Source organism: Oscillospiraceae bacterium, from assembly GCA_035353335.1.
Taxonomy (GTDB): Bacteria; Bacillota; Clostridia; order Oscillospirales; family JAKOTC01; genus DAOPZJ01.
The window spans coordinates 1-25,101 of the sequence record DAOPZJ010000038.1 but is presented as its reverse complement, the minus strand read 5'-3'; the positions used below and the strand labels follow the sequence as shown (position 1 = coordinate 25,101).

29 protein-coding genes, 1 tRNA gene, 1 other RNA gene and 1 riboswitch are annotated in these 25,101 nt (G+C 51.2%); of the genes, 14 read left to right on the top strand and 17 right to left on the bottom strand.

The features are described 5' to 3' along the window. From PKH29_08735 to PKH29_08705, 7 genes are all read right to left on the bottom strand, one after another. Positions 1 to 91: hypothetical protein (locus tag PKH29_08735; GenBank protein HNX14924.1), on the bottom strand; the 91-nt coding region annotated here is incomplete at its 3' end. A 203-nt stretch (positions 92 to 294) separates the two neighbouring features. Next, a complete protein-coding gene (locus PKH29_08730) occupies positions 295 to 996 on the bottom strand; it encodes a hypothetical protein (GenBank protein ID HNX14923.1) in 702 nt (233 codons plus the stop codon). A gap of 240 nt (positions 997 to 1,236) precedes the next feature. Continuing rightward, positions 1,237 to 2,463 (bottom strand): tryptophan synthase subunit beta, encoded by a 1,227-nt coding sequence (gene trpB, locus PKH29_08725; protein HNX14922.1) that lies wholly within the window; start codon positions 2,461 to 2,463, stop codon positions 1,237 to 1,239. A 28-nt stretch (positions 2,464 to 2,491) separates the two neighbouring features. Then, positions 2,492 to 4,579: a glutamine synthetase III gene (locus PKH29_08720; protein ID HNX14921.1), complete on the bottom strand. Its 2,088-nt coding sequence runs from the start codon at positions 4,577 to 4,579 to the stop codon at positions 2,492 to 2,494. Between the two features lie 14 nt (positions 4,580 to 4,593). Beyond that, complete coding sequence (gene asnA / locus PKH29_08715; protein HNX14920.1) at positions 4,594 to 5,601, bottom strand: aspartate--ammonia ligase; 1,008 nt, start codon at positions 5,599 to 5,601, stop codon at positions 4,594 to 4,596. A gap of 96 nt (positions 5,602 to 5,697) precedes the next feature. Further along, positions 5,698 to 6,738: a GNAT family N-acetyltransferase gene (locus tag PKH29_08710; GenBank protein HNX14919.1), complete on the bottom strand. Its 1,041-nt coding sequence runs from the start codon at positions 6,736 to 6,738 to the stop codon at positions 5,698 to 5,700. Between the two features lie 87 nt (positions 6,739 to 6,825). Next, entirely contained in the window at positions 6,826 to 7,278 is a 453-nt protein-coding gene (locus PKH29_08705; GenBank protein ID HNX14918.1) for a zinc-ribbon domain-containing protein, read from the bottom strand. Between the two features lie 294 nt (positions 7,279 to 7,572). On the opposite strand from PKH29_08705, the gene ffs reads away from it, so the two are divergent. The 8 genes from ffs to PKH29_08665 all read left to right on the top strand — a co-directional run bounded on the left by ffs (position 7,573) and on the right by PKH29_08665 (position 13,322). Next, positions 7,573 to 7,670, top strand: an RNA gene (gene ffs, locus PKH29_08700) — signal recognition particle sRNA small type. A gap of 233 nt (positions 7,671 to 7,903) precedes the next feature. Continuing rightward, positions 7,904 to 9,451, top strand: a complete 1,548-nt coding sequence (dnaX, locus tag PKH29_08695; GenBank protein ID HNX14917.1) for a DNA polymerase III subunit gamma/tau — start codon at positions 7,904 to 7,906, stop codon at positions 9,449 to 9,451. A 23-nt stretch (positions 9,452 to 9,474) separates the two neighbouring features. Next, entirely contained in the window at positions 9,475 to 9,846 is a 372-nt protein-coding gene (locus PKH29_08690; GenBank protein HNX14916.1) for a YbaB/EbfC family nucleoid-associated protein, read from the top strand. Then, positions 9,846 to 10,451, top strand: coding sequence for a recombination mediator RecR (recR, locus tag PKH29_08685; protein ID HNX14915.1), 606 nt, complete (start codon positions 9,846 to 9,848; stop codon positions 10,449 to 10,451). The genes PKH29_08690 and recR overlap by 1 nt, the downstream gene beginning before the upstream one ends. 122 nt (positions 10,452 to 10,573) lie before the next feature. Next, on the top strand, positions 10,574 to 11,035 hold the full coding sequence (gene smpB, locus PKH29_08680) for an SsrA-binding protein SmpB (protein ID HNX14914.1): 462 nt from the start codon (positions 10,574 to 10,576) through the stop codon (positions 11,033 to 11,035). A 1-nt stretch (position 11,036) separates the two neighbouring features. Next, complete coding sequence (locus tag PKH29_08675; GenBank protein HNX14913.1) at positions 11,037 to 11,879, top strand: alpha/beta hydrolase; 843 nt, start codon at positions 11,037 to 11,039, stop codon at positions 11,877 to 11,879. An 82-nt stretch (positions 11,880 to 11,961) separates the two neighbouring features. Beyond that, positions 11,962 to 12,168, top strand: a complete 207-nt coding sequence (locus PKH29_08670) for a hypothetical protein (GenBank protein ID HNX14912.1) — start codon at positions 11,962 to 11,964, stop codon at positions 12,166 to 12,168. A 254-nt stretch (positions 12,169 to 12,422) separates the two neighbouring features. Continuing rightward, entirely contained in the window at positions 12,423 to 13,322 is a 900-nt protein-coding gene (locus tag PKH29_08665) for a radical SAM protein (GenBank protein HNX14911.1), read from the top strand. Between the two features lie 174 nt (positions 13,323 to 13,496). Here the strand turns inward: PKH29_08665 and PKH29_08660 are convergent, their stop codons facing one another. The 4 genes from PKH29_08660 to PKH29_08645 form a co-directional block, all read right to left on the bottom strand. Then, on the bottom strand, positions 13,497 to 14,501 hold the full coding sequence (locus PKH29_08660; GenBank protein ID HNX14910.1) for a uroporphyrinogen decarboxylase family protein: 1,005 nt from the start codon (positions 14,499 to 14,501) through the stop codon (positions 13,497 to 13,499). A 192-nt stretch (positions 14,502 to 14,693) separates the two neighbouring features. Beyond that, positions 14,694 to 15,704, bottom strand: a complete 1,011-nt coding sequence (locus tag PKH29_08655; GenBank protein HNX14909.1) for a uroporphyrinogen decarboxylase family protein — start codon at positions 15,702 to 15,704, stop codon at positions 14,694 to 14,696. Between the two features lie 41 nt (positions 15,705 to 15,745). Further along, positions 15,746 to 16,246 carry a Gx transporter family protein gene (locus PKH29_08650; GenBank protein ID HNX14908.1) on the bottom strand — a complete coding sequence of 167 codons (501 nt, stop codon included), beginning with the start codon at positions 16,244 to 16,246 and terminating at the stop codon, positions 15,746 to 15,748. Positions 16,247 to 16,280: 34 nt separating this feature from the next. Beyond that, positions 16,281 to 16,634: a NusG domain II-containing protein gene (locus PKH29_08645; protein HNX14907.1), complete on the bottom strand. Its 354-nt coding sequence runs from the start codon at positions 16,632 to 16,634 to the stop codon at positions 16,281 to 16,283. 80 nt (positions 16,635 to 16,714) lie between these two features. Between PKH29_08645 and PKH29_08640 the strand changes: the two genes are divergently transcribed. The 3 genes from PKH29_08640 to PKH29_08630 are packed head-to-tail and all read left to right on the top strand — an operon-like array spanning position 16,715 to position 19,657. Beyond that, complete coding sequence (locus tag PKH29_08640; GenBank protein ID HNX14906.1) at positions 16,715 to 17,713, top strand: FAD:protein FMN transferase; 999 nt, start codon at positions 16,715 to 16,717, stop codon at positions 17,711 to 17,713. A gap of 21 nt (positions 17,714 to 17,734) precedes the next feature. Continuing rightward, entirely contained in the window at positions 17,735 to 18,673 is a 939-nt protein-coding gene (locus PKH29_08635) for an AEC family transporter (protein ID HNX14905.1), read from the top strand. Between the two features lie 60 nt (positions 18,674 to 18,733). Next, positions 18,734 to 19,657 carry an SPFH domain-containing protein gene (locus PKH29_08630; protein HNX14904.1) on the top strand — a complete coding sequence of 308 codons (924 nt, stop codon included), beginning with the start codon at positions 18,734 to 18,736 and terminating at the stop codon, positions 19,655 to 19,657. A 20-nt stretch (positions 19,658 to 19,677) separates the two neighbouring features. Here the strand turns inward: PKH29_08630 and PKH29_08625 are convergent, their stop codons facing one another. Next, entirely contained in the window at positions 19,678 to 20,142 is a 465-nt protein-coding gene (locus PKH29_08625) for a MarR family winged helix-turn-helix transcriptional regulator (protein ID HNX14903.1), read from the bottom strand. Between the two features lie 216 nt (positions 20,143 to 20,358). On the opposite strand from PKH29_08625, the gene PKH29_08620 reads away from it, so the two are divergent. After that, positions 20,359 to 21,039, top strand: a complete 681-nt coding sequence (locus tag PKH29_08620) for a hypothetical protein (GenBank protein HNX14902.1) — start codon at positions 20,359 to 20,361, stop codon at positions 21,037 to 21,039. 341 nt (positions 21,040 to 21,380) lie between these two features. Continuing rightward, a tRNA-Leu gene (locus tag PKH29_08615) sits at positions 21,381 to 21,467 on the top strand. Between the two features lie 97 nt (positions 21,468 to 21,564). On the opposite strand, the gene PKH29_08610 is transcribed toward PKH29_08615, so the two are convergent. From PKH29_08610 to PKH29_08590, 5 genes are all read right to left on the bottom strand, one after another. After that, the gene (locus tag PKH29_08610) at positions 21,565 to 22,818 is read right to left on the bottom strand and encodes an MFS transporter (GenBank protein HNX14901.1); all 1,254 of its coding nucleotides are present in this window, start codon (positions 22,816 to 22,818) and stop codon (positions 21,565 to 21,567) included. A gap of 100 nt (positions 22,819 to 22,918) precedes the next feature. Continuing rightward, on the bottom strand, positions 22,919 to 23,284 hold the full coding sequence (gene crcB, locus PKH29_08605; GenBank protein HNX14900.1) for a fluoride efflux transporter CrcB: 366 nt from the start codon (positions 23,282 to 23,284) through the stop codon (positions 22,919 to 22,921). Positions 23,285 to 23,331: 47 nt separating this feature from the next. Further along, positions 23,332 to 23,402, bottom strand: a riboswitch (Fluoride riboswitch). Between the two features lie 64 nt (positions 23,403 to 23,466). After that, on the bottom strand, positions 23,467 to 23,799 hold the full coding sequence (locus tag PKH29_08600; protein HNX14899.1) for a CGGC domain-containing protein: 333 nt from the start codon (positions 23,797 to 23,799) through the stop codon (positions 23,467 to 23,469). A gap of 114 nt (positions 23,800 to 23,913) precedes the next feature. Further along, positions 23,914 to 24,594 carry an ABC transporter ATP-binding protein gene (locus tag PKH29_08595; GenBank protein ID HNX14898.1) on the bottom strand — a complete coding sequence of 227 codons (681 nt, stop codon included), beginning with the start codon at positions 24,592 to 24,594 and terminating at the stop codon, positions 23,914 to 23,916. Between the two features lie 14 nt (positions 24,595 to 24,608). Next, entirely contained in the window at positions 24,609 to 24,779 is a 171-nt protein-coding gene (locus tag PKH29_08590; protein HNX14897.1) for a hypothetical protein, read from the bottom strand. Here PKH29_08590 and PKH29_08585 point away from each other — a divergent pair. Then, positions 24,754 to 25,086 carry a hypothetical protein gene (locus PKH29_08585; protein ID HNX14896.1) on the top strand — a complete coding sequence of 111 codons (333 nt, stop codon included), beginning with the start codon at positions 24,754 to 24,756 and terminating at the stop codon, positions 25,084 to 25,086. The two genes, PKH29_08590 and PKH29_08585, sit on opposite strands and share 26 nt — an antisense overlap. The last annotated feature ends 15 nt before the right edge of the window (positions 25,087 to 25,101 follow it).

Below are 25,101 nucleotides of genomic sequence, written 5' to 3'. Positions count from 1 at the left end.
CGTAGGCGTCGCCGATGACATAGGCGAAGTCGACGCCGTCCCACCCGCGTTTCTTCAAATCGTCCGCGCTGACCGGTAAAAAATCTGTCATAATGCTTCTTTCTATTACTTAACATAAAGTTTTCGCCCGCCTTTTGCAAAAGGCGGTGGAGTTGAGGGGCAGAGCCCCTCATCACGCTCCGCAGAGCGCGAAATCCTACCTTCACAAATACCTGGAGGGGATTGTCAAGGGGGGCAGGAACGCACCCTTGACGGGGTTCGGGGGCCGGGGACCCCCGTCTTGAATCGTTACTATTAAATATCCTTTGGACAGTGAATGCAAATTTTACAAACATTATGGAAATCTTGTAAATTACGGTATTTTGCTGTCTCGGCAATCCATCTTTTCAATTTATCCGTAGTGTCAATGGGCCCACCTTGTTCTGCAAAACAATATTCCCAACATAACCCCTCATCAATCTTCTTGCTGGTTGCAGGGCAAAAATAATCATCTGTTTTATCATTTCGCCGTCTTGCCCATTCATTCCAAAATGCAACGTAACCATTCCGTTCAAATCCTTCTTCAGGTACAGACCTTGGAGGACATTGCGAATAAAATTGTTGGATCTTGTCTGTAAAATCATATACTACTTTTTTATAGTCGAATGTATCTATTGATATTTTTGTTCCCTTTTCAGTGATAATCTTTGTTTCTTCATTACCTTGGAGGACAGTCCAGTCAATGCCATTTGGGCATCCGGTAATATATACGTTATCGTTTGTTTCGTTTGGAATATAGAAATGACCACAGCAAGGTAACATTTGATTGCTCTCACTTATAATATGGTCTTCACTCAATGTCTTTAATAAAAATAAAGCTGTTGCACTGACCGTACAGGATTTCTCATAACATTCATCGCCTATTACAACAACAACATCGCCGTGTAAGCATAGATCATCTTGATTACTTTTAGTGTCATCAATCCAATACATATCTTTAATTTCTATTGAAAACATATGAATAATTCAGCTCCTTTCGGAAATCAAAAACAATCAGTTTGCGACTCAAGACGGGGAACACTGTTCCCCGAACCCTTATTAAGGGGGTTAGCAACAGACCCCCTTAATAATCCCCCCTGTCGTTTGGGAGGAAAAGATTTCACATTCTGCGGAATGCGACAAAGGGCTCCGCCCTTTGATTCCGCCGCCTTTTGCAAAAGGCGGGCGAAAACTCTTGTGTTGATTTCCGGAACTCGTTTATTTAAAAAACTGGTCGCCGTAGCCGTATTTCTCTTCCACAAAATCAATATCCTTGTCGCCGCGGCCCGACAGGTTCACCAAAATCGAACCCGTGCCGTGCTCCTTGGCATACCGCATCGCAAACGCCAGCGCGTGCGAACTCTCCACCGCCGGAATGATGCCCTCCAGCCGACAGAGGTTGAAAAACGCCTCCATCGCCTCGTCGTCGGTCACCGATACATAATTGACACGCCCGCAGTCATGCAGATAGGCGTGCTCCGGACCGACCGACGGATAATCCAAGCCGCTCGCGATGGAATAAACCGGCTGCGGTTCGCCCTTTTCATCCTGCAGCAAATAGCTCTCAAAGCCGTGCAGAACACCCTTCTTACCCAATGAGATCGACGCCGCGTTATCGCCGACCGACGTTCCGCGGCCCATCGGCTCAACGCCGTAAATCTCGACCGGCTCAGCCAAAAACGCCGTAAACAGCCCCATTGCGTTGGAGCCGCCGCCGACAGCCGCAGTGATGGCGTCGGGCAGCATGCCGGTCATCCCGACAAACTGTTCCTTGGCCTCGATGCCGACGATCGCTTGAAAATCGCGCACCATCTTGGGGAACGGATGCGGGCCGACGACCGAACCGATGCAGTAGATCGCTTCGTTATATTCTTTCAGATAGGCCTCGAACGCGGCGTCGACGGCCTCTTTCAAGGTCTTCAGTCCGTGCGAAACCGGAACCACGCGCGCGCCGAGCATCTTCATGCGGGTGACGTTCGGCGCCTGTTTCTTGATGTCGACCTCGCCCATGTAGATATCGCATTCAAGTCCGAAGTAGGCAGCGGCGGTGGCAAGCGCAACGCCGTGCTGACCCGCGCCGGTCTCGGCGATGAGCTTCTTCTTGCCCATATATTTGGCAAGAAGTCCCTCACCCATACAGTGGTTGAGCTTATGCGCGCCGGTATGGTTCAAATCTTCTCGTTTGAGGTAAATCTGGCAGTGCCCGAATTTCCGCGAAAGCCGTTCGCAGTGATAAACCGGAGTCGGGCGGCCCTGGAATTCGCGGCGGATGCGGCGCAGCTCGTTGATAAACTGAGCGCTGCGGCAGATGGTCTCGTAGGCGTCGTCGATCTCCTTGAAAGCGGGGACGAGCTGCGGAGGAAGATATTGGCCGCCGTATTCGCCGAAACGGCCGTTTTTATCGGGAAAGTTTTTTAAATAATTATCGAAATCACGGTAATTCATTTTAATTTTCCTTTCTTGTCTTATTTATTTACACGCTGAACAGCGCATCGCTGTAGTTCGGCATCGGCCAGAACGCCCGGTCGGTCAGGATTTCGGCTTCATCAGCTGCGTCGCGCAATGTGTTCATTGCGGGTAAGACCGCATCCCGGTAATAGACGGCGCGATTTTTCAAATCTCCGTTCGGCGCATCCGCCGCCGCGTTTTCCAGTTCCCCGGTCGCCTTGTAAATCCGGTTCGCCAGTTTTGACAGCTTATCGCATAAAACAACGCAGCAGTCGTCGTGTGTCAGGATCCCGATTTCCTTTTTTGCTGCCGCGGTCTCGGAGAGCTTGCGCGTATAAGCATTGACCGCGGGCAAAATGTCCCGCTTTGCGATCTCGAGCATCGTCTGCGCCTCGATGAACAGCATTTTGCAATAGGAATCCAGCATGATCTCGCATCTGGAACGCAGTTCGCTCTCGGTGAAGATCCTGTGTCTCGCGAAGAGGTCGATATTCTTTTGATCGGTCAGATAGGGAATCGCGTCAGCTGCCGTATGCAAATTCAACAGCCCGCGTTTCTCGGCTTCCGTGACCCACTCGGCGGCATAGCTGTTGCCGTTGAAGATGATTCGTTTATGTTCTTTGACGGCCTTCCGCATGATGGCATCGAGTTCCGCGTCAAAATCACCCGCATTTTCAAGACGGTCGGCATAACCGGCCAGCACGTCGGCGACGATGGTATTCATAACGGTATTCGGATCGGCGACCGACATCGGCGCGCCGGGCATACGGAATTCGAACTTATTACCTGTAAACGCCAACGGTGAAGTACGGTTGCGGTCGGTGGTATCCTTTTTGAGGTTTGGCAGTACGTTGACGCCGGTATCCATATCGCCGGGTCTGCATTTGTCATATTTTCCGCCGCACTCGATCGCCTCGAGAATTCCGGTCAGTTCGCCGCCGAGAAACATCGAGACGATGGCGGGCGGCGCTTCGTTGGCTCCGAGCCGGTGGTCATTTCCGGCGCTCGAAACCGAGACGCGCAGCAGGTCCTGATTCTTGTCGACGGCTTCGACGACCGCGCACAAAAACAGCAAAAACCGTTTGTTATCCTGCGGCTTCTTGCCCGGGTCGAGCAAATTGATGCCGGTGCCGGTCATCAGCGACCAGTTGTCGTGCTTGCCGCTGCCGTTGATGCCCTCGAACGGCTTTTCGTGCATCAGACAAGCCAGACCGTGACGGTCGGCGACTTTTTTCATCAGTTCCATCGTCAGCTGGTTGTGGTCGGTGGCGTTGTTTGCCCAGCAGTAAACCGGCGCAAGTTCGTGCTGCGCGGGCGCGGCTTCATTATGTTCGGTTTTGGCGTAGATACCCAGTTTCCAGAGTTCAAGGTTGAGTTCCTGCATAAACGCCATGACTCTCGGCTTGATTGCGCCGAAATAGTGGTCCTCAAGTTCCTGTCCCTTGGGAGGCTTTGCGCCGAACAGCGTGCGCCCGGTCAGAACAAGATCGCGGCGTTTGCGCCAAACCTCTTTATCGATCAAAAAATATTCCTGCTCCGGGCCGACCGTGACGTTGACGCGTTTGACGTCGTCGATTCCGAACAGTTTTAAAATGCGCAGCGCCTGCGTGCTGATGGTCTCCATCGAACGCAGCAGCGGCGTCTTTTTATCGAGCACTTCCCCGCCGTATGAATAAAACGCGGTCGGGATGCACAGCGAGTCGTCCTTGATAAACGCGTAGGACGTCGGGTCCCAGGCCGTATAGCCGCGCGCTTCAAAGGTGGCGCGTAAACCTCCCGACGGAAAACTCGACGCATCCGGCTCGCCCTTGATCAGTTCTTTGCCGGAAAACTCCATTAAAATTTTTCCGTCGTTGCTCGGGGTGATAAAGCTGTCGTGCTTTTCGGCGGTGATGCCGGTCATCGGCTGGAACCAGTGCGTGAAATGCGTCGCGCCTTTTTCGATTGCCCAGTCCTTCATCGCGGCGGCGACGGCGTTCGCGACGGTGATGTCGAGCTCGCGCCCGTCCCGGATGGTCCTCTGCAGGGAATCGTAAATATCCTTCGGCAGCCGTTCGCGCATGGCTTCCTCACCGAAGACCATGCTTCCGAACAGCTCGGGAATTCCGACAATCGGTAAATCCGGTTTCATAACAGAATCACCCCTGCCTTTTCACACGTTTCCGTCGTATCATGATCCCAAAGCGAGGCCTGCACTTCACCGATATGGGCCTTATCCAAAAGAAGCATACACAGCCGAGACTGGCCGATACCGCCGCCCATTGACAGCGGCAAGGTATTATCGAGCAGCAGCTTGTGGAAATAAAACTTTTTGCGGTCGTTCGCACCGGCTTCTTCAAGTTGTTTTTCGAGCATCTTTTTATCCACGCGGATGCCCATCGAAGAGATTTCGAACGCGCAGCCGAGCAGGTCGTTATAAAATACGATGTCGCCGTTCAGCGTCCAGTCGTCATAATCGGGCGCGCGGCCGTCGTGGCGCTGTCCGGACTTCAGCTTTCCCCCGATCTGCATAATAAAAGCGGTCTTGTGCTGTTTCAGATATTCGTTTTCCCGTTGTTTCGGCGTCAGATTCGGATATCGGTCTTCGAGTTCCTGCGTCGTCACGAAGCTGACCCGGCGGCATAAATCCACCGTGATCTGCGGGAATATCGCTTTCAATTCGTCGAGGGTATCGCAGATTGCGCCGACTTCTTTCTCAACGGTCTGTTTTAAAAACTCCTCGGTGCGGTGCTTTCTGTCGATCACGAGCTCCCAGTCCCACTGGTCGGTGTAGACCGAGTGGAGGTTGTCCAGATCCTCATCGCGCCTGATCGCGTTCATGTCGGTCACGAGACCCTCGAGCATGCCGAAGCCGTAACGCCATAAAGCGAGCCGCTTCCACTTGGCGAGCGAATGCACCACCACGCCTGTCAGTCCCGTGTCCTTGATGTCGAAGGTCACAGCGCGTTCCACACCGTTCAAATCGTCGTTGATGCCGGAATTTTTGTCGACGAACAGCGGTGCCGAAACGCGCTTCAGGTTGAGCGAAGCGCACAGCTTGTCCTGAAACGAGCGCTTGATAAAACTGATGGCACGCTGGGTCTCATACAGGGAAAGCGACGATTTGTAGCCCTCGGGAATGATGGTGGTACTCATTTGTTGTTCCTCCTGATTAATGTAGGGTACGCATTGCGCGTCCGCGGTTACGATAAAGTTTTTCAGGCGCGCATTGCGCATCTGTTATGATCCAATCTAAATATGGTCTAAAGGGGCGATCCATGCGCAGAGAGGTTTTAAGTTAATGGTTTTCTGCGGGTTGTATAGGTAACCGAATAATCCTCTGAGCACAGAGATGCGCTGCTCCGCGTTGAGATTGTATATACCGCTGCCGAGTTGTTCCTTCACCACCGGGGTAAATTGCTCAAACAGAGCATCCGCATTATGAAATGCCACCAGACCGAAAGCGGAGACATTCAGCCATGAACAATATTGATGCAGTGTTTGCGCCGCCGCATCGTCTGCGAACGGATAACATACACGAATATCGCTGACTTCATGCTTCTTCATGTACGCATACAACAGAGAAATAATTCCTTTGGGATTCCCCGAACACTCTGCGCATTTTTTATTTTTAATGCCGATATATGCGGTTTGCTCTTCTTGCAGGCCTATCAAAAAGGTGACGTCTTTCCGCTTCATCTGTTTTTCCCACGTGTGCGTATCCCGTTTGGTATAAGAAGGGAGCTGCTCATACATCGAATTCAAGAGCGGGATATCGTTTTTATTGGCTATTCTGTCACAAACGGAAAGATGAGAATCGGGGCTCTTTCCCAGCCTGTTTTGTGAAAAATAAAACTCTGCACAGTTTCCGCCGAAATCATAACCGAAATGACTGTAACGCCATCTGTCACCGCCTAAAAATGAAACCGTGCAGCCCCGTGCGCTCATTTCGCTTGCCGCAGCGTTTAATAACCCTGTCATGACCCCTCTGTTGCGGTATTCCGGCAAACAGCTGACTTGTCCGATTCCGTAAGCTTTCACAGCATACTTCTTGTCCCCGAAAGAAACTGCCCAATCAACCGGGTACGCACCCACAGCACCGATTACCTGATGTTCCGAAACAGCGATAAAATGATTGGCGATTTCGTTAGCTTGAGCATCTTTTTCGAAGGGTGTGCAGTTGGATAGATTCTCTTCAAACCAGGTCTCGCCTGAGTGCCCAAATGCGGTGTTCAACATCACAAGCATCTGTGAATACTCCGCACTGCCGCACCTTTGAATGGTAAAATTCAACTCTACTCCCCCGGAACTGATCTTCTTCGTTTAAAAAATACAAAGCGCCGCAGGTACGCCCGCGGCGCTTGATCGCCGAAAATGTATTCACGCCAATGGTTTTCCGCAGCCGCTGCAGAATTTCGCGCCTGCGACGACCGGCGTTCCGCAGTGGATGCAAAACATCGGTTTGGGGGCATCGACGGTCGGAGCGGGAGGAGGTTCGCCGAGTTTCTTTCCGCACTGGCGGCAGAAACTATAGCCCTCGGGATTGACAAAACCGCAGGCCCGGCAGGTGGATTTCTCCATCAGTGCCTTTTTCTCCTCTTCGGCTTTCGCGAGGTCGGCGTTCAGGGTCTCGAGTTCGGCCTTGATGGCTTCAATACCGGTTTTGGTCTCGTTATACTTGGTGAATTCGTCGCCGAACCGCTCGGGATTTTCCTCCTCGATCGCTTTTCTGCCGATTTCGGCCAAAGCGGCATACTGCTTTTTCAGCAGTTCGGGGAGCTGTGCGTTTTTTTCATCGATCTGCTTCTTGATTGCCTCGACTGTGATCGTCATGTTTTCTCCTCCTTATGTCATCCGCCCGGTAAAAAAATGATTTCTTGCCTCCCGCCGTAATGTTTACATCACGGTGTCAAAGGGAGGGGGACCGTTTCAACGGTGGAAGGATTCTATCAGCATTTTATGCCGCCGTCTGCCCGTCCATTCCCGTTATAACCGAAAATGGCGCAGGACGATTCGTCATGCGGTTTTATTTTATCACAACGAGTTGTGAAATGTAAAGGGGTACGCTTGCAAAACGATATAAAATCATATATAATGGACAAGGTGAAAATGTCCGCCGGTAAGGGGGTGCAGGCCCTGCGCGGCAGACCGGCGTGAACCATGTCAGGCGGGGAACCGAGCAGCATTAAACGCCAGTGTCTGTGCGATGCGGTGCGCTTGCACCTCCGTACCGGCGGACAATTTCATTATTGTAGGGGAGCGAAATTCGCGCGTCAATCTGTGCGAAGCCCATGCGCTGGAGACAGGGACGGGAACGCCCTCGTCGCTCGTCCCGCGACCGCATAAAAAGCATTCCCTAAGATAAAAATCGAGGTCGGAAACGCGCGCTGTGCGGCGAATGAGATGCGGGTCCTATAATGTTTGAAACCGGCATCATGCCGGCAAAAGGGGCAGCAGTATGTACAAAGCATTATATCGCAAATACCGCCCGCAGACGTTCGGTGACGTCATCGGGCAGCCGTACATCGTCCGTGCGTTGAAAAATCAAACCGCATTGGGCCAGACCGGACATGCCTATCTGTTCACCGGCGTGCGCGGAACCGGCAAAACCACCTGCGCCCGCATTTTGGCCAAAGCCGTCAACTGTGAATCGCCGGTTAACGGCGAACCGTGCTGCAAATGCAGGAGTTGTCTCGCAATTGCGGAGGGATCGACCGCCGACATCTGCGAAATCGACGCCGCTTCCAATAATGGCGTGGACTATATACGCGAACTGCGCGATGAGGTGATTTTCGCCCCGGCGCAGGTCAAATACCGCATCTATATCATCGACGAAGTGCATATGCTCTCGCCTTCTGCCTTTAACGCGCTTTTAAAAACTCTGGAGGAACCGCCGGCGCACGTCAAATTCATTTTAGCGACCACCGAGATCCAAAAACTCCCGATGACGATACTCTCCCGCTGTCAGCGCTATGATTTCCGCCGCATCCCCGCTTCGGAAATGGCGGATTTATTATTAAATATCGCAAAGAACGAGCAGATCCCGCTCGAACCCGACGCCGCTTTGCTGCTCGCCGCAGCCGCCGACGGCGCGATGCGCGACGCCATCTCGATGTTGGAGCTCTGTGCCGGAAGCGGTGAGACCATCACTGCCCAAATGGCGGCAAAGACTCTCGGAATCGCCACCGGTGAACATATTGCCGAACTCGCTGAGGCATTTTCAAAAAAAGACCTTGCAAAGGCGACCGCGTGTTTCGAGCGCATTTATGCCGACGGCATCGACCCCGAGCGCCTATGCGAAGAACTGCTCGAATTTTACCGGGAATTGTTATTATGCAAAATCGGCGCTGCAGGTTCCGAAGGGGTTCGCGGCGATGAAGCCCGCAAACTGGCCGTAAAGGTGAGTTACGACGAAATAAGCGGCTGTGTGGCGGCGATTCAAGATTGTTTTGAGCGCATCGGACGCAGTGTCGCGCCTCGTCTTGACATTCAGCTTTTGATTATTAAGCTCTGCCGCAGCACGGAATGCGCAGCCGAACCCAAACCCGCGGAAACTCCCGCAAAATCCGCACCCGCTCCTGAACCAAAAAAAGCCGAACCGGAACGCTCCGCAAAAAGTGAAACCGTAAAATCGGAAAAGACCGAGGCCAAAGACGACGGTACGACGGAGCCGCTTGCCGAATGGCAGGATATTCTGACAAGAATAGCTTCGGACGAACCGGGTTTATACGGCATTTTAAACGGTTCAAGCGCCTACAAATGCGGCGGCAAGATATTAATCGATTCGCCGAACCAGTTTTTAAGGTCTCTTTTAACCCGCGACAGCAATCTGACAAAATTGCGCGGCGCGGTCGATACGGTGTTCGGCTTGGATAACGAATTCAAAAAAATCGGTATCTATACGGCATCTGATTGTAAATCAGACGAAAAGAAATCCGCCGATCCGCTCGATAAAGTCATTGAGACGGCGCAGGCAAAAAATATCAAACTGAACGTCAAAGAATAATCCTTTTAAGAAAGGCCGAAACCATGAAAGCGAACATCCCGAGACAGGGCGGCGGTATGCCCTCCAACATGAATCAAATTTTGAAACAGGCTCAGCAGATGCAGGAGCAGATGGCCGCGGCGCAGGATGAACTTGCGCAGCGCAGCTACAGCGTCAGCGTCGGCGGCGGCGCGGTCGAACTGACCATGGACGGAAAGCATCAGGTCACCGCCCTGAAGATTTCGCCCGAAGTCGTCGACCCCGAAGACGTCGAAATGCTTTCCGATCTGATCATCGGCGCGGTCAACGAGTGTACCCGCAAGGTCGATGAGGACAGCGAAAAGACCATGTCCTCGATCAGCGGAGGAATGCCCGGCATGAACATGCCCGGCATGCCGGGTATGCCCCAACTTTAATGCGTTACGAAATCACGGCGCTTGAGGAGCTGACCGAGCAGTTTCGGAAACTGCCGGGCATCGGCGGTAAAAACGCCCGCCGTATCGCCCTGCATATTCTCGGTCTGCCCAAGGACATCTCGAAAAAGCTGGCAGACACGATTATCACCTGCACCGGGCGCATCCGCCGTTGTTCGATCTGCCAAAATCTCAGCGACGAGGATGTCTGCCCGATCTGCAAAAGCGAGGACCGCGACCGTTCCACGATTTGCGTGGTGCAGTACCCGCAGGATATGCTCGCCGTCGAGCGCACCGGCGAATACAACGGCCTCTATCACGTTTTATACGGCGTGCTCTCCCCGTCCTCCGACGTCAAGCCCTCCGATCTGACTATCAAACAGCTCGTCCGGCGGCTTTCTGACAATACGGTAAAAGAGATCATCCTCGCCACCGGAACGACCGCCGAGGGCGAGGTGACTGCGATTTATCTTTCGAACCTGCTGAAACCCATCGGCGTCAAGGTGACCCGGCTTGCCTACGGCATCCCGGTCGGCGGCGAACTCGAATACGCCGACGAGATGACCATGCTGCGCGCCATCGAAGGCCGGATCGAACTGGATAAATAATTGTTCAACGTAGGGGCGGCCATCGGCCGTCCGCTCCGTAAGACGCGGAAATCATATTACAAAATGGTCATATCGGATTCAATCCGAAGACCATTCTCCGCACATTTTAAAAAGGACACATCATGCAAAAAAAGACCAATCGCACGATCACCGAAAACCGCAAGGCATATCACGACTATTTCGTTCTCGAGAAATACGAGGCCGGAATTTCGCTTGCCGGCACCGAGGTCAAATCGGTGCGCGCGGGCAACGTCAACCTCAAAGACGCCTGGTGCGATGTCGAAAAAGGTATTTTGCTTCTGAAAGGGGTACATATCAGCCCCTATGAACAGGGCAATATTTTCAATCAGGACCCGCGCCGTGACCGCCCTCTTTTGATGCATAAAAACGAAATCTTAAAGCTTTACGGGCAGATTAAACAGGAAGGCCTGACTCTGATCCCCTTGTCTCTCTATTTTAAGGATGGCCGCATCAAAGCCGAAATCGGGCTTTGCAAAGGCAAAAAACTGCACGACAAACGCGATACCGAAGCCAGAAAATCGGCTGACCGCGACATCGAGCGGGAAATGAAGGAGCGTTATTGACTTGATTCACGAAACCATCAACCTCAGAGAATTTTATCCGGCTTTGTCTGCCGTGGGCGGCGAGCCGATTCTAAAGGCCTACTGCCGCGACGTCTCCCGCGAAATCGACCCGGAACGGCGTTTCCCCGCGATGTTAATTTGTCCGGGCGGCGCATACGCGTTCGTCTCCGACCGCGAGGGCGAGCCGATCGCGATCGACTATCTCGATGCGGGCTTCAATGCCTTTGTGCTGTACTATTCCGTCGCGCCCGCGCATTACCCGTCGGCGCTGCTTCAAGCGGCAGCGGCGATGGATTATATCCGCAAAAATGCCGTTAAATATCATGTCGACCCGGAAAAAATTGCGGTCTCCGGTTTTTCGGCGGGCGGCCATCTGGCCGGTTCTATTGCCTGCTTCTGGAGCGAAAAATTCCTTGCCGAAACGTTGAAAACAACCTCCGGAAATTTGAAACCCAACGCCGCGGTTTTGAGCTACGCGGTCATCACCGGCGGCGAAAAAGCCCATCGCGGCAGTTTTGACAACCTCTGCGCCGGCGATCAGGCTCTTGTTCAAAAAATGTCCCTCGAGACGGCGGTGACGAAAGAAACGCCCCCGACCTTTTTGTGGCACACGGCCACCGATACCTGCGTACCGGTTGAAAACTCGCTGCTGATGGCATCGGCGCTCCGCGAAAAACAAATTCCCTTTGAGCTTCATATTTTTTCCGAGGGCTGCCACGGTCTTTCGACCTGTGATTATCAGAGCGCGGGCCCGAATTCTCCGGGCATGATCAATCCCGAGGCCTCAAAATGGTTCAAACTGTCGGTTGCGTTTTTAAAGAAACAATTAAATTTGAAATTTTAAGAAAGATATGTTATACTGAACATTACTTTAATTCGGAGTATTTAAAAGTCGGTTTCAGGAAATGCGAAAGGATGGTCATATCATGGCGGAAGACGAAAACAAGATCATCAGCACCAACACCTTTGTCGTGCAGGTGCGTTATCGCCGCAACGGCACCTGGCAAGGATCGGTCTCCTGGATGAACGGTAATAAAAAAAGCGATTTTCGCAGCGTTCTGGAACTTCTCAAATTGATGGAAGAGACCATGGACAATAACGGAACCTGCCCGGAGGAAACCAAAGGCGAATAGGCAGAGAATCAGTGAAACAAAACTAAAATAATCTGTTTTTAATATCACTTTATTTTAAGGCGGTATCAATTTAAAATAAAAAAGCGATCATAAAACGATTGCATCGTTTTTGACCGCCGAAGTTAAAGGAGTAAAAAATGAGGAAAATATAAACAGAAAGGAAATCGGTCCGGACGATCGGTACTCATCGCCCGTTCCGATGTCTATAATAAACAAATGTTGTTATGACTTTGTGAAGAATTGTGTAGATTATTGTGGAAAAATTAAAGCGCGTTTATATCGAAATTACAAATATCTGCAATCTGAATTGCAGTTTTTGCCCGCCCTGTCCTCGCGAAAAGCGCACGATGACAGTGCGGGAATTTGAATATATCCTGAACCAAGTCAAGCCGACCGGCGCTCAAATCTATCTCCACGTCAAGGGTGAACCGCTGCTGCATCCGGAATTGGATGAGATCCTGACGCTTGCTCTTCAATATGATATACCGGCCAATCTGACCACCAACGGTACCCTCCTGATGCAGAACCGTTCGCTATTGCTCGGCGCCCCTTCCCTGCGGCAGGTCAATATCTCTTTGCATTCACAGGAAAGCGGATATGACCCTGAATATTTAGAAACGGCCGCACAATTCGGAATTGATGCGGCGAAACAAGGTCATCCGATCGTGTCCTATCGCCTTTGGAACGGAGAACCCGGCGCGAGTATGGATCAGAATTCGTTGTTTGCGTTAAATACGATAGCGGCCTTTTTCGGTCAGTCGGCGGAAGACCCTAAACGAGGTCGGGAGGCGGCGAAATTCGCTCAAAACGTCTATGCGGCGTTTGAAGAGCAATTCGAATGGCCGGCGATGGACGCGCCGGAGATTGCCAAGCGCGGAAAATGCCTCGGCGGCCGCGAAATGCTTGCGGTTTTATGCGGCGGCACGGTGGTGCCGTGCTGTTTGGATGACGGCGGCGTGATCGCGCTCGGAAATATTTTTAAAACCGATCTCGAGCGGATCATGGATACCCCGCGGTATAAAGCGCTTGTCGCGGGTTTTTGCGGGGGCAACATTTCGGAACCGCTCTGCCGCAGGTGCAGATATCGCACGCGGTTTGAGCGGCATGATGCCACCTGCAGACGCGTCATAAAACACGAATCGTTCATTCGATAACCCGCGTTTTCGCCCCCGGAAGAATTTCTATGGTGGGGTGGCATGAACCTCCGCATGGGGTTCATGACGGGGCGGTTTTGCTAAGCAATATATTGATTAAAAAGGGAGGATTTCGTCCTCCCTTTTTCTTGTACAGTGATATGTTAAAAACAGTGAAACATCGTTTCCGAATCCCTACTCCATTACCGTATCGCGCATGGCGAGGAAGTTTTCCATCGGCAGAAAATCCGGCGTGCTGTTGCCGGTGCCCATCGCGTACCCCGTCGGCGCCGCTTCCAGCATCGCTCTGCAGCGTTTGCGGATTTCCTCCGGCGTCTTGCGCACCAAAAAGTCCAGATCCATTCCGCCCAAAATCGCGATCCGATCGTGGTACCGTTTGTAAAATTCTTCGACCGGAATAATTTTATCTTCGTAACTGTGACGCGCGTCAACTTTGATGTCCCCGATCACGTCTTCGATGACTTCGAGCGGATTGCCGCAGGAGTGCAGTCCGACCGGAATCTTTTGTTTATGCGCGGCTTCGACGATCTTTTTGTGCCACGGGAACACATATTTGCGCATGTCCGCCGGGGACAGGAAGGTCTGGGTGTTGAATCCCCAGTCGTCGTTGTCCATAAACATGCCCACCGTATCGTACGACGCGCAGATCTCGTAATATTTCAGCAGCCGGCTGCCGATGTGGTCCACAATCTCTTTGAGTAAATCCGGATCGTCAAACAGCATCATGCAGATGTTGTCGTACCCGATGATCGCGTTCATGTTTTCCAGCACGCCGCAGGGTCCGCGCGCAATCAGTTTCATACCGGCCGGCATCCACTCCCCGGCCCTGGCGAGCAAGCTGTAATCATAATTCTCCGGGTCCGGCCACTTGTATTTTTCAAAACTCGCGCGGTCCTTGATGATGCCGTCGCGCATCGACACGCTCTGCACGTGCGCCCGCTCGATGGTCGGAAACGCAAAATCGCCGCCGACCACGCTGGTATAATCATAACCCCCTGCGGCGTAGGCCTTGATCATGGTTTTCAGCGCTTTTTCCGGATTGCCGTAAATCAGTTTTTCTCCGGAGAAAAACTCGATCAGCCGGTCGCTGATAAACAATTCAAAAAACACGGGGCGATCCGGTTTTTCGCGCCTCATCACTTTTTGCAGTTGGGAGAAATCGGGTTCGCGTGTTTTCATATTGATTTGCATCCTCTCGATGTTTTTAAATTGTTATTAGTTTTTGCGGAGTCAACACGTTTCGGATTATAGCACACCCATTTGTTTCTTTCAATATCTGTCAACGCAATTCGGATATTATGCAAAACGGCAAAACGGAGCGTTTAAAACGCTTCGCCTCTGAATTCTCAATTCTGAATTCTGAATATCAATTTACTCTCCCATCGCCGCTTTGCGCATCGCCATATAGTTTTCAATCGGGATATAAGCGGCGATACTGTTTCCGGTTCCGAGCGCGTATCCGGTCGGCGCCGCTTCGAGCATTGTTTTGCTGCGTTTATAAATCTGTTCCGGTGTGCCGCGGGTCATCATATCGACGTCCATACCGCCGAGCACAGCGATATGATCATGAAACCGTTTGTAAAATTCTTCGACCGGAATGATTTTATCTTCATAACTGTGCCGTGCGTCGATTTTGATGTCTGTGATGATATCGTCCATCACCTCAAGAGGATTGCCGCAGGAATGCAGAGCCACCGGCATATTGTGACGGTGAGCGATCTCAGCAATCTTTTTGTGCCACGGGAAGATATACTTGCGCATATCGGCGGGTGATAAAAAGGTCTGGGTGTTAAAGCCCCAGTCGTCGTTGTCCATCAGTATTCCGATCGTGTCACAGGAAGCGCAGATTTCGTAATATTTCACCAGCCGGGTTCCGACGTTCGCCGCAATCTCCTCAAGCAGATCGGGATCGTCATAAAGCATTGCGCAGATGTTGTCATACCCGACGATGTTCTGCATATTTTCGAGCTGCCCGCCGGGGCCGCGAATCATGAACTTCATTCCGTCGGGCAGCCATTTTTTAGCTTCATGAAAAAGTTCGTAATCCGCGTTTTCGGGATCGGGCCAGACATACTTATCAAAACTCTCGCGGTCTTTGATCAGACCGTCGCGCATTGAGGTGCTTTTCGCGTGTTCGCGCTCGGGCCCGGGAAAACTGAATCCGTTCGCATAGACGCTGGTATAGTCATAACCGGCTGCCGCATAGGCCTTGATCAAAATGCGCATCTCTTCGCGCGGGTCTCCGCCGTATTCAAACGGTTCTCCGGAGAACAGGGTGAACAACCTGGGGTCCAAAAACAGTTCAAACAGCACGGGGCGGTCGGGTTTTTCCCGGCGCATCACTTTCAATAATTGTGAAAAATCGGGTTCTCTTGTCTTCATGTTCGATGCCCTTTCCAATTCAATTAACGGGGTATTCAACTCTACATTTTTGTTTTCGGCAAATACCGTAGTGTAGCCGCTGCGATGGCACCGGTGAGCAGACCGGTCAGTATTGCGGTGACGAGCAGCCAGGGCAAGTAAGCCCAGACGGCTTTCGATGCGGTCATGAGTTGCGCGGCGAAAAGCTGTCCGATGATATGCGCCGAAGCCGCCGCGACGCTGACTCCCGCGACGCCGAGCCTTTTTAAACGGGAAAGCGGAATTTCGACTGCCATTGCCAGAAAAGCGCCGAAAAACGCGTAGATAAAACCGGAGATTCCGGTGAACAGCAAATTGACAAGTAAAACGCGGAGAATGTTGACCGCCACCGCCGGTTTTACGCCGTCGTGATAAAGCAGCACCAAAATCGCCGCATTCGCAAGCCCCAACTTAATTCCGGGTACCGGGAGCGGCAATACGATCAGGTGTTCCAGCCAGCCCGCAAGAATGCAAAAACCGAGGAAGACGCCGTAATAGGCGACTTTTTTGGTACGTACAGTCACTCGGCGGCTCCTTTCGATAATTTTAATTCGGGATTTATCCCGCAATGGCATCCGGAGCGGCGGCGGAGAAAACTTCGACGACCACGCGGTTCGGAAGGCAGATGATGCTCCCACGCGAGATTTCACCCATCTTCAGACAATAGCCGTCGGGGCAGTCGGCATGTTCCATCCGAACCTTGCCGTCGTCTATGCGCACCGAATTATGCTCATCAATGATAATAAGATTATCCTGATTGAGCGGATAAACTCCGACAATCTGTCCGTTTTTGGTAATTCTTACACCGGTACCGGAATCGTTGCTCGCCGAAAGCAGAAAAAGGCCTGCCGCCGCAGCCAGCAAAACCACAATAATCACGATATCCGCCTTTTTAAAGAACTGCCTTTTCATCTTTTTTAAAGAACCTTTCGCCTTGACAAACATCCGGTTTGGCTTTACAATAAGCAGTTAGATTGTATCGGAGGTGTGCGATGCGCCGTTTCATTTGTTTGCTTTTTTGCGTGGTGATTCTTGCCGTCCCGTTGAGCGGCTGCGGTTCAACCACCTTGATGTATACGACTCAGGTATTCGGTAAGACCTTCTCGGTGAAAATTTTCCGCTCCGGCGATGATTCGATTTTATCACAGATCGATGAGGTGTGCAAGCGGGACGAGCTGATCTATTCAGCCGCCGACCCCGACAGCGAACTGTACGCGCTCAACCTCACCGACGGCGCAGAGACCGCCGTTTCCGAGGATCTGATTCGGATGATCCGGCTTGCGGTTTATTACGATGAACTCTCGGGCGGCATGTACGATTTGACCGCCTCTTCGCTGGATAAGCTCTGGGATTTTTCAAAAACGGCAGTCCCGGATAAAAAAGCCATCCAGGAGGCGCTTTCGAGAGTGGGTATGGCAAACGTCGTAACACTCGGATCCGATACCGTCACCCTTGACAACGGCGCCATAATCGACTTCGGCGGGCTTGCTGAGGCGAAACTGACCTCGGATGTCTCAGAGCTCCTCTCCGGCCTCGGCGTTCGCGCCGAAATCGCCATCGGCGACATCATCTGCGTCATCAATGAGGAAGAAGGCCGGAAAGTCGGTCTGAAAATGCCCTATGACGATGCCCCTGATTCCCTCGGCAGCATTACGCTGACGGGCAGCAGAAGCGTTGTCACCCTGCGTGCCGACGACGGATTTTTACTTGACGGAGTTCGTTATCACAAGTTCCTCGACCCGACCACCGGAATGCCGGCGGCGACTGATTTGCTGACCGTTACCGTCATCGCGCCGACTGCGACACAGGCCTACGCGATGGCTCAGACCATTATCCGGACCGGCTTATATTCAGGCCTCGAACTGACGGGAAAAATTGTCGGCGGAGATACGCTGATGGTCACAGATCAGCTCGAAATCCGGGTCTCCCCGGGCTTCACCGAGACCTTCAAACCCGATTTCACCCTTGCTTATACCGAACAAGTCCGATAACCGAAAGGAAGAACAGTTTTAATGGTTGACACGCTCGCGCTGCTCAGAGCGGTAGCGCTGATGATTATTTTTATCGTTCCGGGATTCATCCTCCGAAAACTCGGTTTTGCCGACGGCGCCGTCGCAAAAGGTTTCGCCAACACCATCTTGTACGTCACACAGCCCGCGATGCTGGTCGTGCTGTTCATCCGGCCTTACGATGCCTCGATCATGAAGACGGCGGGATGGGTATTCGGGTTCAGCATGGTCGCACACGCGGTTTTTTATGTCATAGCGAGATCTCTGTTTCAAAAAGCGCCGGAGCAAATCGCAAAGGTCAGCCGCTTCGGCGTGGTCTTTTCAAACGCCGGATATATGGGCATTCCGGTCATTACGGCTGCGCTCGGCAATGAGGCCGGTATCTACGCCTCGGTCTACATTATCGCTTTTAATATTTACGCCTGGTCTTTGGGCGCAATGATTTACAGCGGAGACAAGAGCTATATCTCCGCCAAGAAGATTTTTCTCAACCCGGCAACCGTGCCGATTTACATAGGATTGTTGTTCTTCATATTGCCGATCGACCAATATGTGCCGTCTCTCGTGATTGACGGGCTGACCACCCTCAAGAATACCGTCGCGCCGATGGCAATGATGTTAATCGGGATCCGGCTTGCCGACGTCAAAATCAAAACCGCGTTCGCGGATAAATGGTTATGGAAAACGCTCGGGGTTCGGCTGCTGCTGCTTCCCGCGGTCGCCTGGGGCATTATGCGCTTAATCGGACTGACAGGAGTTTTTGCCGATATGACAGCGATGACCGTGATATTGATATGCTCTTCGACACCCTGCTCCACGATCACCAGCATGTTTGCCGAGAAATTCGACTGTGAACCGGTCTATGCCAGCAAAGTGGTCTCGATCAGCACGGTGCTTTCTGTCATTTCAATTCCGCTGATATCGCTTTTACTGAAAGTGTAGAGTTAAAATTATAAAATGTAAAGTAAAAATTTGCGAACGAACTTTTAGGAGGAATGGGAAATGTCGTGGATTTTTTTGGCCATTGCTGTAACTGTCATATTATTCATCGCACTTGGTTATGAAAGAGATGCGCAGGTTTTACGCTGGAGAGGGAAACGCAAGCAATTGATTTCACTGTTCGGGCTTTTATTGGTGGTCTTCGGGTGCTTCTCATCAGTACCGACAGGCCATACCGGCATTGTAACCACGTTCGGAAAGGTGGAACAAAACACATTTGAGGCAGGTGTCAATTTCAAATCACCCGTTCAAAAGGTGATTTTGATGGACAACAGAAACCAAAAAGCTACCGTCAATTTGGTATGCTTCTCCTCCGATATTCAAGAGGTTTCTATTGTCTATTCGCTGAATTATCAAATCCGGAAAGAAAATGCGCAGGACATTTACCGAACGATCGGATCGAATTATTTCGATACGGTGATTTCGCCGAGAATTCAGGAGTCCGTAAAAGTCATTGTGGCAAAATATAAAGCCGAGACGCTTGTTTCGGAAAGAAGCAAGCTGTCAGCCGAAATTCAGGCAAATCTGACCGAGACTCTTTCAAAGTTTAATATTGAGGTGATCTCCACCTCGGTTGAAGATATGGATTTTACGGAGGCGTTTACAACCGCAGTTGAAGCAAAACAGGTCGCCGAACAGAATAAACTCAAAGCGATCACGGAACAGGAGCAAAAAGTATTGGAAGCGGAAGCGGCTGCGAAACAAAAAGTCATTGCAGCTCAAGCAGATGCCGAGACCGCAAAAATTGCCGCAGACGCCGGCAGGTATGCCAAAGAGCAGGAAGCGGAAGGAAACCGCAAGCTGCAGGAATCGATTACCGATGAATTGATCCGCTACAAACAAGCGGAAAGATGGGATGGGAAACTTCCCGAGATTTACGGCGGCGACGACGGCGTTCTTCCCATTATCGACAACCGTATTCAATAAATTCAAAAATCGTGCGGGAATCAGAGTTCGTTTTCGATGATCAAATCCACGATTTCTAAAAAGGCATTTGCGCCATCGCGCAGCGCTTTCACATTGTCCTTGGCGTTTTTTTCGATGAACTCATCCAGCGTCTGCATACGCCGGGCGATGTTATCGGTGGCTTCGCACCCTTTCACGGTCAGAGATAGGTTGACAACGCGTTCATCGGCCGAACTGCGCTCACGGCGTAAAAAGCCCTGTTGTTCAAGGCGTTTACACAAGGTAGAGGCGTTTCCCTGATATAGGGATGCATGTTCGGCCAGGCCGCCGACTGTTGTGATCTTCCCGTGGCGGATCCCCATCAGCACGCGTGTCTGAAGGAAGGTCAATCCCTGTTTTTGCGAATATGGCTCCATCACTTTTTCGTTAAAAGTCCTCAAGGCATTGACCATTTCCCAAATACCGCCGCGCAGCTGTCCGTGAGCATGCTGCTCATCGTTTTCCATAGGAACCTCCCTGATTGAATATTCTGCAGAATATATTTTCGATATATCTAATATTAACAGGTTTTTTTGAAAAGTCAATTTGCATTTTTAACTTTGGTGTGGTATAATTCAAACTCCGGTGTAAAAGCATAAGTTGCTTTTATATCTTTCCCATGAAACCGACAGCGATTAAAAACCGCAAAGGCGTCTCGCGGGATATGGCCGACGGAGGTAAATATGAGACGATTCATTCCCGTACTCTTATTGGTAATTCTTTTTGCGGTGACCGGATGCTCGAAATCACCCGTGTCATCCCAAATATCTTCTCAGGCGTCTTCGCAGCCATCTTCTTCGGATGCATCGGTGCTTGTGGATGTCTATGACACAGATGCGCTGATGCAGGCGATAGACGGCAATACAGCCGCCGGCGTGAAAATCAAGGCCGATATCACCATCGGGCTTTCGAGCCTTAAAGAATTCGAAAAAAGCAGCTTTGTAATGGTGATCGACAAAGGCGTCACCGTCACGATGGGTGACAATTTCGCACCGGCCATAAGCGGTATTGTCAACAACGGGACACTGTTGATCACAGGGACATTTGAGTTTGCTTTTGCCGTCTTCGAAAACAACGGAACCATCCGCATCGCCGATAAAGGCATGTTGGCGCCGTATCACGGCACGATTCAAAACAACGGCGAAGTTTTGATCGACGCGGGCGGAGAATTACGGCTTGACCGCGTAACCACATTTAATAATGCAGCAACCGTCACCAACAACGGAACGCTCAAGATTACCAATGACGGCGGCGTATTTCATAACCTCGCAGCCGGAACGCTCACCAACAATAAAACGATCGCCTGTGTCGGCATTTATACAAACGAAGGTAAGTTTATCGGCGAAGGCGAACCGCTGCAATAAAATCACAAGAGCATCTTTAATGAATCGCTTTTAGCGATCATAGTTTTAAAAACGAGCAGAGCCGGAAGTTTTTCTGCAACGGCTGAAAAACTTCAAGAGAAAATCAACAGAAGCCAGAAATATTTCAAGAGAATGCGAAGCATTCTTTGACGTCTTGAAATATTTCAAATGAATCGCTTTAGCGATCACAAATTCATAATGCAAGCAGAAGCCGGAAGTTTTTCAGCAACGGCTGAAAAACTTCAAGAGAGAATCAACAGAAGCCAGAAATATTTCAAGAGAATGCGAAGCATTCTTTGACGTCTTGAAATATTTCAAATGAATCGCTTTAGCGATTCTATGCCGCCGTGGCGGAATTGGCAGACGCCAGGGACTTAAAATCCCTTGATGGCAACATCGTGTCGGTTCGAGCCCGACCGGCGGCACCAGAAAAAACCTCGTCTTTGACGGGGTTTTTTCAATGAAATAAATCCCTGGCGGGATTTGTGAAATACGCTTCGGCGTATAAATAATCAGGAGGTTTATTTATATTTTCCGCTTTGACAATACTCTCCGCGAATTTCTCGCTGAGAAACAGTAAAGCGGGATCGCCGCAAGCTGCGTGATGATGGAGACGGCGATCATGGCGGGGATGCTCACGTCATATAAAACGCCGAGCAGCCAGCTCCCGAGAAACCAGAAAACGCCGAAGGAGCATTCGAAAATCCCGTAACCGGTAGCACGGCTGTTCTTCGGGACGATCGTCGAGACGACCGCTTTCAGGATGGATTCCTGGGCGCCCATTCCGACGCCCCAGAGCGCGATCCCGACGAGCAGCGCGGGTACGGACTTGAAACCGAAAATAAACAGCGCGAAAGGCGCACAAAGAGCCGTGGACAACACCGGCGCCAAATTGCCCTTTTTGTCATATAAAAGCCCGAAGACAAGAGCGGAAACAGCATCCACCAACATGGCTCCTGCGTAGAGCAGCGGCAGTGTTCCGGTATTGACGAGCGCGGATGAGTTCAGGCCCGGCGTTAGGCCGGAAAATTCGCGTGAGACATGCATGATAATCAGCGAATAATCGATGAAGCCGAAGGCGAACAAACTGATGCCTGCGATATAAAGAATGAACTTTTTATCAAGTTTGAAGGGGATATATTCCTTCGGTTCCGGCTCAAAATTTTCGGGATTCGGAAATTTTCGCTTTGTAATAAACAGCATGATAACGGTCAAAGCTGCGGGAATTGCCAGAATCGCAAGGCCGAATGCGTAAATTTGATAAGTCGTGCCGGTCATTTTGAATAACATCACCAGATAGAGCAGCACCGGCCCGAGAAACGCACCGATCTGATCGAGCAGTTCCTGAATCGCGAAGCTCTTGCCTGCACCTTCCTGAGAAGCCGCAAACGACATCAGCGTATTTTTTGCCGGTTTTTTCAGTGCTTTTCCCGCCCGTTCCGCAATAATGAGTGCGCAGGCAAAAATCCAGCCGTTTTCTCCGACAAGCGCCAAAGCGGGCACCGCGAGGACGTCCACGATATAGCCGATAATCGTAATCGGCCAATATTTTTTAGTGCGATCGGCAAGGCGGCCGAATACATAACGCAGCGAATAGCCGACCAGCTCGCCGAAACCGGAGACGAAGCCGATGGTAGCAGCCGACGCGCCGAGCAAGGATAAATATGCCCCCTTGATGCTGGAGGCACCCTCGTGAGTCATATCGGAAAACAAACTGACGATGCCGAACAGCAGAATGAACAGCATCGCAGGGGATAGTTTCCGATGATTTTTTCTCATGAACTCAGGTCCTTTTCGTCATGATTAACATTTTTCAATTATATCACAAGTTCGCGGATAATAAAGAAAAGGTAATTACAATTTGTGAAAATCACATTTCTTATTTACCGATGATCCACTCGGCAAAAAGTATCGCAAGAACACAGCAAAGCACACTGGCGACGATATAGGCAACGGCGAGCCCTGTTTTGCCGTCTTGAAACAGGCGGACGGTCTCGGCGGAGAAGGTCGAAAAGGTCGTAAAACCGCCGCACAGACCGACTTTGAGAAACAAAACCAATTTAGGATGGATGCCGGTTTTAATCGAGAGCGCGGCAATCAAACCGATTACAAACGCGCCGGTGATGTTTACGAGAAGTGTCGTCATTGGAAAACCGTTTTGGGGTTTTATCGGTAAAAAGCCCGCCGAATAGCGTAAAACAGCACCCAAAAAACCGCCCATTCCGACATAGAGCAAGTCCTGCATGAAAAAATTCTCCCCTTTATCACACAAAAAGAGCCGAAGCCCTCTGTTTATTTACAGAAGTCATCAGCCGTTCGGCGGTTTCGGTTGCCCGAGGGAGAACTTCATTCCCGTTAAATCAATTATACCACGGATGACTTTTTCGTCAACTGTTCAAATAGAGAACCTATAAATGTCGCCTTAGGTCAGTGTGTGTGATCAAAGACGGTAATTCCTTCACCGACTTGCTTGGCAATTTCCTCTTTCATCTTCTGCAAATGAGGGCATACACAGCCGGCGGGGTTTCCTTTTGTGATACAGGTGGTGAGAGCAATGGTATTCGCCCCGCGCTTAACCATATTCGCGGCTCTTGCCGCGGCCTTATTTCCGGGGCACCCGCCGCAGGAGACGAAGCCCACAATCTCAATGTCGCCCTCTGCGCCTTTGAATACGGATTTTTTCTCTTTGATTGCCTTGAAACACATTTTCCCCTGGCATTTATCCTCGGTTTTCATGCATCGGATCAATCCGACTTTCATAAACGTTTTCAGCTCCTTTCGAACACAAATCGTAACATGCGGCGAAAGAAGTGTCAATTTGAGAATAGTGGAAACGGCGAAGGGAGAAACCCTTCGCCGTTGTTTGCATATTCGTTATGCCTGTATGGGCTTGTCTTTTGGCTTTTTCCCATTCAACGACTCGAGCTCATAGACGACATCGGCGTATTTGGCCACATCAGGGGCGTGAGTGACGATGATGACGCACTTATTTTCCTGTTTGGCAAGGCGGGTGAAGATGTCCATGACCTCTTTTTGGGTCTCGCCGTCAAGATTTCCGGTCGGCTCATCGGCCAGAATGATGTCGGGGTTATAGGAGAGCGCGCGGGCGATGGCGACCCGCTGCTGTTCACCGCCGGAGAGCATCAAAATGCGGCGCTTGGCTTTTACTTCGTCGAGTTCGACCTTTTCGAGCAGCTCCATTGCGAGCTTGTGTTTGTCGGCGGCCTTGATGCCCGCGATGTCCATCGAGAGTTCGACGTTTTCAACCGCATTCAGCTGCGGCAGGAGATTATAACCCTGAAACACAACGCCGACAAATTTACTTCGGTAGCGGTACCGGTCGATGGACTTGATGTCTTTTCCCTCGAACAGAATTGTACCGCTTTTCGGGTCGGTCAGCGCGGAGAGCAGCGAGAGCAGCGTGGTCTTGCCTGCGCCGGAGCGGCCCATGATGGCGTAGATTTTTCCCTTGTCAAATGTGAAGTTGAGATTATTGAGTATCGGATGGTCTTTATCGTAATAGTATGTCAGATTCTGAAGTTCCAGCGCGTTCATGATGTTTCCTCCTTTTAAGTGCGGCTCGTGAGAATTTTCAACGGCTCGTAACGGATGATTGAGATGATCGCCGCGCCGCTCGCAGCCAGCGTGAGCAGGATTCCGATGCCGAGCAGCTGCATGATCACCGTCATATCAATCGAGGCGTTGACGCTGCTGATGGCGGTCTGGATCCGGCCCGACATCCTGCTGCTGGACGAACATACTGCGGCGCTGGACCCGAAAAGCGCCGCCAAAGTGGCCGAGCTTACTTCCGAGATCGTCCGCCGCGAGCGCCTGACCACGTTGATGGTGACGCATTCCATGCAGCAGGCGGTGGAAATGCCGGACCGGATCGTGATGATGCACCAGGGCCGGGTCGCCGAGGATTTTTACGGCGCCGCCAAAAGCTGCGTCCGCATTCCCGATCTGATGGATACGTTCGACCGGGTGACCAAGCGCGAGCTGCTCGACGAGTCCGCTGCGGAAATGCTCAAAACCCAATATTTTTAAGCGATTACCCGATGT

Excerpts from the sequence above, each read along its gene's own strand:
- PKH29_08630 (HNX14904.1), top strand. The coding sequence starts at position 18,734 with ATGTCGTGGATTTTTTTGGCCATTGCTGTAACTGTCATATTATTCATC.
- PKH29_08730 (HNX14923.1), bottom strand. The coding sequence starts at position 996 with ATGTTTTCAATAGAAATTAAAGATATGTATTGGATTGATGACACTAAA.
- PKH29_08690 (HNX14916.1), top strand. The coding sequence starts at position 9,475 with ATGAAAGCGAACATCCCGAGACAGGGCGGCGGTATGCCCTCCAACATG.
- PKH29_08645 (HNX14907.1), bottom strand. The coding sequence starts at position 16,634 with ATGAAAAGGCAGTTCTTTAAAAAGGCGGATATCGTGATTATTGTGGTT.
- PKH29_08635 (HNX14905.1), top strand. The coding sequence starts at position 17,735 with ATGGTTGACACGCTCGCGCTGCTCAGAGCGGTAGCGCTGATGATTATT.
- crcB (HNX14900.1), bottom strand. The coding sequence starts at position 23,284 with ATGCAGGACTTGCTCTATGTCGGAATGGGCGGTTTTTTGGGTGCTGTT.
- PKH29_08600 (HNX14899.1), bottom strand. The coding sequence starts at position 23,799 with ATGAAAGTCGGATTGATCCGATGCATGAAAACCGAGGATAAATGCCAG.
- recR (HNX14915.1), top strand. The coding sequence starts at position 9,846 with ATGCGTTACGAAATCACGGCGCTTGAGGAGCTGACCGAGCAGTTTCGG.
- PKH29_08595 (HNX14898.1), bottom strand. The coding sequence starts at position 24,594 with ATGAACGCGCTGGAACTTCAGAATCTGACATACTATTACGATAAAGAC.
- trpB (HNX14922.1), bottom strand. The coding sequence starts at position 2,463 with ATGAATTACCGTGATTTCGATAATTATTTAAAAAACTTTCCCGATAAA.
- smpB (HNX14914.1), top strand. The coding sequence starts at position 10,574 with ATGCAAAAAAAGACCAATCGCACGATCACCGAAAACCGCAAGGCATAT.
- PKH29_08640 (HNX14906.1), top strand. The coding sequence starts at position 16,715 with ATGCGCCGTTTCATTTGTTTGCTTTTTTGCGTGGTGATTCTTGCCGTC.
- PKH29_08590 (HNX14897.1), bottom strand. The coding sequence starts at position 24,779 with ATGTCGGGCCGGATCCAGACCGCCATCAGCAGCGTCAACGCCTCGATT.
- PKH29_08585 (HNX14896.1), top strand. The coding sequence starts at position 24,754 with ATGGCGGTCTGGATCCGGCCCGACATCCTGCTGCTGGACGAACATACT.
- PKH29_08705 (HNX14918.1), bottom strand. The coding sequence starts at position 7,278 with ATGACGATCACAGTCGAGGCAATCAAGAAGCAGATCGATGAAAAAAAC.
- PKH29_08660 (HNX14910.1), bottom strand. The coding sequence starts at position 14,501 with ATGAAAACACGCGAACCCGATTTCTCCCAACTGCAAAAAGTGATGAGG.
- asnA (HNX14920.1), bottom strand. The coding sequence starts at position 5,601 with ATGAGTACCACCATCATTCCCGAGGGCTACAAATCGTCGCTTTCCCTG.
- dnaX (HNX14917.1), top strand. The coding sequence starts at position 7,904 with ATGTACAAAGCATTATATCGCAAATACCGCCCGCAGACGTTCGGTGAC.
- PKH29_08655 (HNX14909.1), bottom strand. The coding sequence starts at position 15,704 with ATGAAGACAAGAGAACCCGATTTTTCACAATTATTGAAAGTGATGCGC.
- PKH29_08670 (HNX14912.1), top strand. The coding sequence starts at position 11,962 with ATGGCGGAAGACGAAAACAAGATCATCAGCACCAACACCTTTGTCGTG.
- PKH29_08610 (HNX14901.1), bottom strand. The coding sequence starts at position 22,818 with ATGAGAAAAAATCATCGGAAACTATCCCCTGCGATGCTGTTCATTCTG.
- PKH29_08620 (HNX14902.1), top strand. The coding sequence starts at position 20,359 with ATGAGACGATTCATTCCCGTACTCTTATTGGTAATTCTTTTTGCGGTG.
- PKH29_08625 (HNX14903.1), bottom strand. The coding sequence starts at position 20,142 with ATGGAAAACGATGAGCAGCATGCTCACGGACAGCTGCGCGGCGGTATT.